General features: G+C 74.7%; 5 protein-coding genes and 1 pseudogene. 3 read left to right on the top strand and 3 right to left on the bottom strand.

From position 1 onward, the window contains the following. Nucleotides 1-91: 91 nt before the first annotated feature. Genes N801_RS18200 through cofD form a run of 3 tightly spaced genes read right to left on the bottom strand, consistent with a single transcriptional unit; the run spans nt 92 to nt 2,839 of the window. On the bottom strand, nt 92-706 hold the full coding sequence (locus N801_RS18200; RefSeq protein WP_035940727.1) for a hypothetical protein: 615 nt from the start codon (nt 704-706) through the stop codon (nt 92-94). After that, nucleotides 703-1,866: a coenzyme F420-0:L-glutamate ligase gene (locus tag N801_RS18205; protein ID WP_035940728.1), complete on the bottom strand. Its 1,164-nt coding sequence runs from the start codon at nt 1,864-1,866 to the stop codon at nt 703-705. The genes N801_RS18200 and N801_RS18205 overlap by 4 nt, the downstream gene beginning before the upstream one ends. A 4-nt stretch (nt 1,867-1,870) precedes the next feature. After that, entirely contained in the window at nt 1,871-2,839 is a 969-nt protein-coding gene (cofD, locus tag N801_RS18210; RefSeq protein ID WP_035940729.1) for a 2-phospho-L-lactate transferase, read from the bottom strand. A 200-nt stretch (nt 2,840-3,039) separates the two neighbouring features. On the opposite strand from cofD, the gene N801_RS18215 reads away from it, so the two are divergent. From N801_RS18215 to N801_RS18225, 3 genes and pseudogenes are all read left to right on the top strand, one after another. After that, the gene (locus N801_RS18215; protein WP_035940730.1) at nt 3,040-3,303 is read left to right on the top strand and encodes a WhiB family transcriptional regulator; all 264 of its coding nucleotides are present in this window, start codon (nt 3,040-3,042) and stop codon (nt 3,301-3,303) included. Nucleotides 3,304-3,322: 19 nt separating this feature from the next. Continuing rightward, nucleotides 3,323-6,364 (top strand): glycosyltransferase, encoded by a 3,042-nt coding sequence (locus N801_RS18220; RefSeq protein ID WP_052113295.1) that lies wholly within the window; start codon nt 3,323-3,325, stop codon nt 6,362-6,364. After that, nucleotides 6,361-6,694 (top strand): annotated as a pseudogene (locus N801_RS18225) (hypothetical protein); the annotation flags it as partial. The gene N801_RS18220 and the pseudogene N801_RS18225, both read left to right, overlap by 4 nt.

The following is a 6,694-nucleotide window of genomic DNA, read 5'->3' on the forward strand; positions in this document are numbered from 1 at the left end:
GCGAATTCCGTTGTGCTGCAAACAAATCAACTCACAGACCTGCCGTTCCCGACGGCCCTCTGCGACGGTCGGTCAACAGGAGATCGACCCTTCAGTCCACGGGCATCGAGTCCAGCAGGGCAGCCAGTGGGGGAGGGCAGGACCCCTCGTCGATGGCACCTGCGAGAGCTGCCGCGAGCAGCTCCTTGCGGCCGGAGGTCGTGCCGCAGAACCGGCGCAGCTGCTCGTGCGCGGGACGACCCTGCCACGCGGGTTGCCGGGTGAACGCGGCGAACGCGGTGTCGAGTCCCACCTCGGCCAGCACCGCGCGAGAGCCGTCGACGCCGAGGGCCCGGATCAGCTCGTCCTCGAGGTCGCGCCGACACACGTGGAAGCCGTGGGCCGGCAGGTCCTCGACCGAGAGGTTGCCCCCGCCTCCACCTCCATCGACCGGAACCTCCTGAAGGTCCTCCAGCGCCCGGACGAAGAACGTCGCCTCGCGCTCGTCGCAGAGCCCGACGACGGTGGGGCGGGGGTCGGCTGCTCGTGCGGCCTCGAGGTGGCGACGGATGTTGGTGGCGCCACCCATGTCGACGAGACGGCAGGGCTCGTCCTCGGGCCGCACGCCTCGCGTGGCCCGCAGGGCGCGTACGGCCGCGACGTCGCTGGTGCCCTCGAGGAGCACCCACGTCCGGCCGCCGCTCGGCGGGCCTGCCGACGAGCTCACGGCACCGGGCGCCGGGGGGCCGGGGTGGCGCGGACCGAGACGGAGACGGTGTTCTCGGCCGTCGGCTCACCCCACGCGAACAGAGTGAGGTCCTCACTGGCAGCCGCGACCTCGAGGCGCGCGCTCAGTCGACCCAGCCGGAAGGCGTCGGACGCGCCGAGCGTCACCACGGCGAGCGCCACTGCAGCGAGAGGCTCCTCGCCGATCGGCTCGTCGTCGGCGGAGGCCTCGGGGACGTCCAGGATCTCGAGGTCGAGGCTCGCGTCCTCATCGGCCCAGAGGGCGAGGGCGACCACCCGGGACATCCGCGCGCTGAGGGTCTCGGGACCCACCGACCTGATCCCGACGGCGTCCGAGTCCGCCGACCCCGGCGCCACGCCCAGGGCGGCGCGCAAAGCCTCGACGTGACCAAGCGCGAACCAGTCGCCGGCTCCGGTCCGCACGAGATCCGCTGCGCCAGAGGGCAGTTCACCACCCTCGCCCTCGAACCACGCGAACGGCAACCCGCGCACGACCGCAGCGGCCACCCCGTCTGCCTTGCCCTTGACGAGGTCTGCGGCAGAAGCGATCTCGTCGGCCACCGCCCGAGCCGTCACCGCCAGCAGCCGTCCGTCGACGTCACCCTCACCGCGGTGGTCGAGCAGGACGCGCAGCCCGGCGGACCCCAGGGCGAAGTCGGTCAGCCCATCCCGCCACGGCCGACCCGCCGTGTCGCTGAGGACCACGGCGACAGGTGCGCTGGACGGCATACCGGCTTGGGAGAGGAGGGATTCGCGAAGGTCACGGGCGCATGCGTCCGGGTCGTGCGGAAGCAGCAGCAGCTCACCCGAAGGCCCGGTGTTGGAGGCGTCGACGCCGGCGGCGGCCATGACCGGTCCGGCCAGCGACTCGACGACCCGGGTGACCTGTTCGCCAGAGACCCGCTCCGCGACGACACGGTGGGACTCGCGCAGCACGACCTCGGCCTTGTCCGCGGCTGCACCAGCGCCAGATGCCCTGAGCCCCAACGCCTTCGAGACCACCTTGCTCGACACGACGACGACGTCACCGGCCGCCAGCACCTGGGACCCCAGCGCCGCCAGCAGCAACGCCGCGACGTCGTCACCCGCCCGCACCTCGGGGACCCCGAGCAGCGGGACGATCGTCAGGGGAGAGGTCACGCGGTCACCGCCGGACGCGCTCGGCGAGGGCGAGGAGGTCGGCCGCGATCGCCGCGGTCGCGTCGACGTCGGTCATGAGGAGCGGCCCACCGTGGACGGCGGTCTCGACGCCACGCACCCTGACCGACGCGTCGGCGGGGTCGACCAGCCACCCGTCGAGGAAGTCCGCGTAGAGCCCCGCCACGGCGGCGCTCGTCGAGTCGACGCCGATGGCGGCCAGGCACGCGTCAGCGTGACCACGCACCGGCCGACCCGAGATGAGCGGCGACACCCCGACGACGGGGGCGGTGGACCCGCGCAGCGCGTCGCGGACGCCCGGCACCCCGAGGATGATGCCGATCGAGACGACCGGGTTGCTCGGCGGAAGCACGATGACGTCGGCGTCTCGCAACGCGTCGAGGACACCCGGCGCGGCCGCCGCCCGGTCCAGACCGGCGACGACGAACCGCGACGCCGGGACCTCGGCGCGCAGCCGGACCCACCACTCCTGGAAGTGCACGGCTCGCTGCGTCTCGCCCTCGTCGAGGACGACGTGGGTCTCGACCGGGGTGTCGGTCATGGGCAGCAGCCTGATCCGCTGCTCCGGCAGGCCCCACCGAGCGGCGAGGCGGGCGGTCACCTCAGACGCGGTCTGCCCCTGCGCCAGCCACTGGGACCGGACGATGTGCGTCCCGAGGTCGAGGTCGCCGAGCGTGAACCACTGGGGGAGCGCCCCATAGGCCTCGAGCTCGCCCTGCACGCGCGTCGACTCGTCGGCCCGGCCCCACCCCTGCTCCTCGTCGATGCCGCCCCCGAGGGTGTAGAGCAGCGTGTCGACGTCGGGGCACACGCGCAGCCCGAAGAGGCTGATGTCGTCGCCGGTGTTGGCGATGACGGTGATCTCCGACTCCGGTGAGACGCGGTCGAGATGGGCCCGCAGGCCCCTGATGAAGCGCGCTCCGCCGACCCCGCCCGCGAGGGCTGTGATTCGCATGCGGGACAGTCTGACCCACCGGCGAGTCGCCCCGACACGCCGGTTCGCGACCCACCCGCGGTACTGATAGCAGATCTCCGCTTGACGAATGGGTATGACACGCGTGTAATTTCATCATTGTGTTCCAGCAGACGTCCCCTCGGTCGAGGGAAGAAAGTCTGGATCACGAGCTGGGTCGCAGAAGGGTCGAGGAGGCAGCGATGCACGAGTTGACGTTGGTCGACACCATGGGGGACGAAGAGACGGTCCTGTCATGGCAGGAGCGAAGCCTGTGCGCACAGACGGATCCGGAGGCGTTCTTCCCCGAGAAGGGCGGCTCCACCCGTGAGGCGAAGAAGGTGTGCGTCGGCTGTGACGTGCGCCCCGAGTGCCTCGAGTACGCCCTGGCCAACGACGAGCGCTTCGGCATCTGGGGCGGTCTGTCCGAGCGGGAGCGGCGCAAGCTGAAGAAGCGCGCCGTCTGACCGGTCGCGCGACCACTCCATGACGCTGACGACTGCCGCCGTGCTGCCCGACGCCCCCGCCCCCCTGAACGGGCCGGTGGTCCAGGCCGTCGTCGTCACGTCCGGGACCCACTCCGGTCTGCGGGCGCTCCTCGACTCGCTCGCCGCCTCCGCGGCCCGCCCCGACCGCGTCGTCGTCCTCGACACGTCCGGGCCCGACGGATCCGCCTCCGCCGCCGAGCTCGTCGCCGCGGCGACCTCCCCCTCCTTCCCCGTCGACCACGTCGCCGTCGACCCCCGTATGCCGGATCGCGCGGCGGTCACGCAGTGGGTCAGGTCTGCCGACCTCGCCGACGACGACCTGGTCTGGGTCCTGCCCGTCGGCTGCGTCCCCGAGCCCCAGGCCCTGACCCGCCTCCTCGCCGCACACCGCCGGAGCCCGTCCGTCGGCGTCGTCGGGCCCAAGCACGTCGACGCCTCCGACCCGGGGCGGCTCCGCTCGGTCGGCATCACCGTGACCCGCACCGGGCGCGTCGTCGAGGACCCGCCGCTGGGTGAGCCGGACCAGGGCCAGTACGACCTGCGCCGCGACGTCATCGCCGTCCCCCTCGCGGGCCTCCTCGCGACGGTCCGGGTCCTGCGCGAGCTCGGGTGGGAGCGCTCCTTCGGCGACCTCGGTGGCGACCTCGACCTCGGCTGGCGGGCGCAGCTCGCGGGCCACCGGGTCGTCGTGGCCCCGGACGCGCGGCTTCGCTCGGTCGCGTCCCTCGGGCTCGCGACCGCCACGACCCCGGCGCGTCGTCGGGCCGCCCGCCGGGTGGCCCTGACCCGTGCCCCGTCGTGGCAGGCGCCCTTCCTCGCGCTCTGGGTCCTCGTCAGCTCGGTCGCGGCCGGCGTCGGCCTGCTCCTCCTCAAGCGGCCACGCGCGGCCGCGCAGACGTTCGCCGACCTCGGCGCCCTCAACCCCGTCACCGGCGTGCTCGCCCGGGTCCGCAGCCGGGGGTCGCGCGAGCTCGGCCACGGCGACATCGACACCCTCTTCGTCCCCGGCTCGCTCGTCGTGCGGCGCGCCCTCGACCGCGCCCACGAGGCCATCGTGGCTCCCACCCGACTGCCGGACGAGGGCTCGCGCGACGACGAGTCCTCCTCGCTGTCCCGGGCCCTGGCACACCCCGGGGTGCTCGCCGTCCTCGCCGTCCTCGCCGTCGTCGTCGCCGCGGGACGCGAGATCGGCGGCGACCTCCTCGGCCGTCTCGGCTCGGGGGTCACCGGAGGCGAGCTCGTCGCGAGCCCCGCGACCTCGGGCAGCCTGTGGAGCGCCGCCTTCGACGGCTGGCACGGCACCGGGCTCGGCGGCGACGGTGCGGCCAGCCCCGCGCTGGCGCTGCTCGCCGTCCCCACGTGGCTGGTCGAACAGCTCCCGGGCGGGTCGGACGTCACGTCGCCCGCCGGTGCCCTCGTCGGTGCCCTGCTCGTCCTCGCGCTGCCCCTCGCGGCCCTGTCGGCCTACGCCTCCTCGCGGGTGCTCACGACCTCTCGCGCGCTGCGCGGGGTCGCTGCCGTCCTCTGGGCCACCACGGGCGCGGCCGGTGCCTCCGTCGCCCAGGGCCGGCTGGGCGCCCTCGTCGCCCTCATCCTGCTCCCGGTGGTGCTCGGGGGGATCGTCCTCATCGCCCGCCCGACCGGTACCGCGACGGGCGCCTTCGCCACGGCGCTCGGCGCCGCCGCGCTGGGGGCCTTCGCGCCCCCGCTGCTCGCCCTCGTCGTGCTCTGCTGCCTCGGTGTCGCCGTGGTCTGCGGTGCAGAGGCCCGCGCCCGAGCCCTCGTGCCGGCCGTCGTCGCACCCCTGCTCCTCGGCCCCTGGCTGGCCGACGTCGCGGACGACTGGGCCCTGGCCGCCACCGGCCCGGGGCTCAGCGCGTGGTCGCCCAACGACACCGAGCCGCTCGCTCTGGCCCTCCTCCACCCCGGTGGCGTGGGCAGCACGCCGTGGTGGGTCGGCGCGGCCGTCGTCGCCGCCGGGCTCGCCGGCCTGCTCGGCCAGCGCCGGGCGCGGTCCGTGTCGACCGGGGCGGCCCTGCTCGCCGTGCTGTCGCTGGCCGGTGTCCTCCTCGCCCCCCGGCTCGACCTCGCCGCGTCGACCACGTCGCCCGGTGGGGCCGTCACGCCGTGGGTCGGCACCTTCATACTGCCGCTCGCGCTGGCCCTCATCGCCGCGGCGGTGCTCGGCATCCAGTCCCTCACGGGCCGCGTCCGCCCCGCAGCGGCGGTCGCGCTCGGGCTCGTCGCCGCCGTCTCCGCCGGCGCGCTGGGCTGGTTCGGCTTCGACGACCGCCTGAGCACCTGGTCCGACCCGAGGCCGGCCGTCGCGGTCGAGCAGGCCGGGGGAGAGCTCGCCAACCGCACCGTCTTCGTCACCCCGGGACCCAGCGGTGCGGCATACCGGGTCGTCGGTCGAGAGACCGGGGAGCTGGCCCGGATCCTCCCGCAGCCCCTCACCGGCGACGCGCTCATCGCCGAGGACGTCAGCGGGCTCCTCGACGGCACCCGCCCGGACGCCGGGGTCCGCCTGGCCCAGCAGGCAGTCGGCTTCGTCGCGGTCGCGCAGGGCGCGGGCGACGAGGTCGCGCGCACCCTCGACTCGGCCCGCGGCCTGTCCCGGCTCGCGAGCAGGGGCGGCTACGACATGTGGCGCATCGCCGCCGTCGGCACCGCCACCAACCGCGCGGTGGCCCCCTCGCGTCTCACCATCGTCACGGGGAGGGACACCGCCGCCGTCGCGACCACGGGCCAGAACGGCGCGACGAGCACGACGGTCACGGCACGCCGTGGCGACGTCCTCACCGTCGCCGAGCCGCCGCGCTGGGCCGACCACGCCAGCGTCAAGGTCGACGGCCGCGAGCTCCGCGCCCTGGCCGACGCGCCCCAACCGACCTACCCCCTGACGGCCGGTGAGCACGAGCTCACCATCGACGTCGAGCCGCAGCACCCGTGGTGGCGCCTCCTGCAGGGTCTCGCGGTCCTCGTCGTCGGGTTCCTCGCGATCCCCTTCGGGACACGCACCTTCAGGAGTGGACGATGAACCGCGCGCGCTGGGTCGGGCCGGGCCGACTGCTCCTCACCACCGCCGTCGCCGGGGGACTGGTCGCGCTGGCGACGACCTCGCCGGTGACCGGCCTCGCGTCGTCGAGCGGGTCCGCGGCGGCCGCGCCGACCCTGGCACCGGTCACCTCCGCCGACCTGTTCTGTCCCGGACCCGAGCTGAGCGGGGTGCGCGGCGTCGAGGACGTCGCGGTCCCGGCTCGCGTCGGTGCCGCCGCCGCGCCCGAGGCGGTCATCAGTCCCGTCAGTCCCCTCGGCGCGGGCACCCTCGGCGTCCGCACCGGGCGAGCCGCCAGCACGGCGGTCACCG

The organism is Knoellia aerolata DSM 18566 (genome assembly GCF_000768695.1).
GTDB classification, from domain to species: Bacteria; Actinomycetota; Actinomycetes; order Actinomycetales; family Dermatophilaceae; genus Knoellia; species Knoellia aerolata.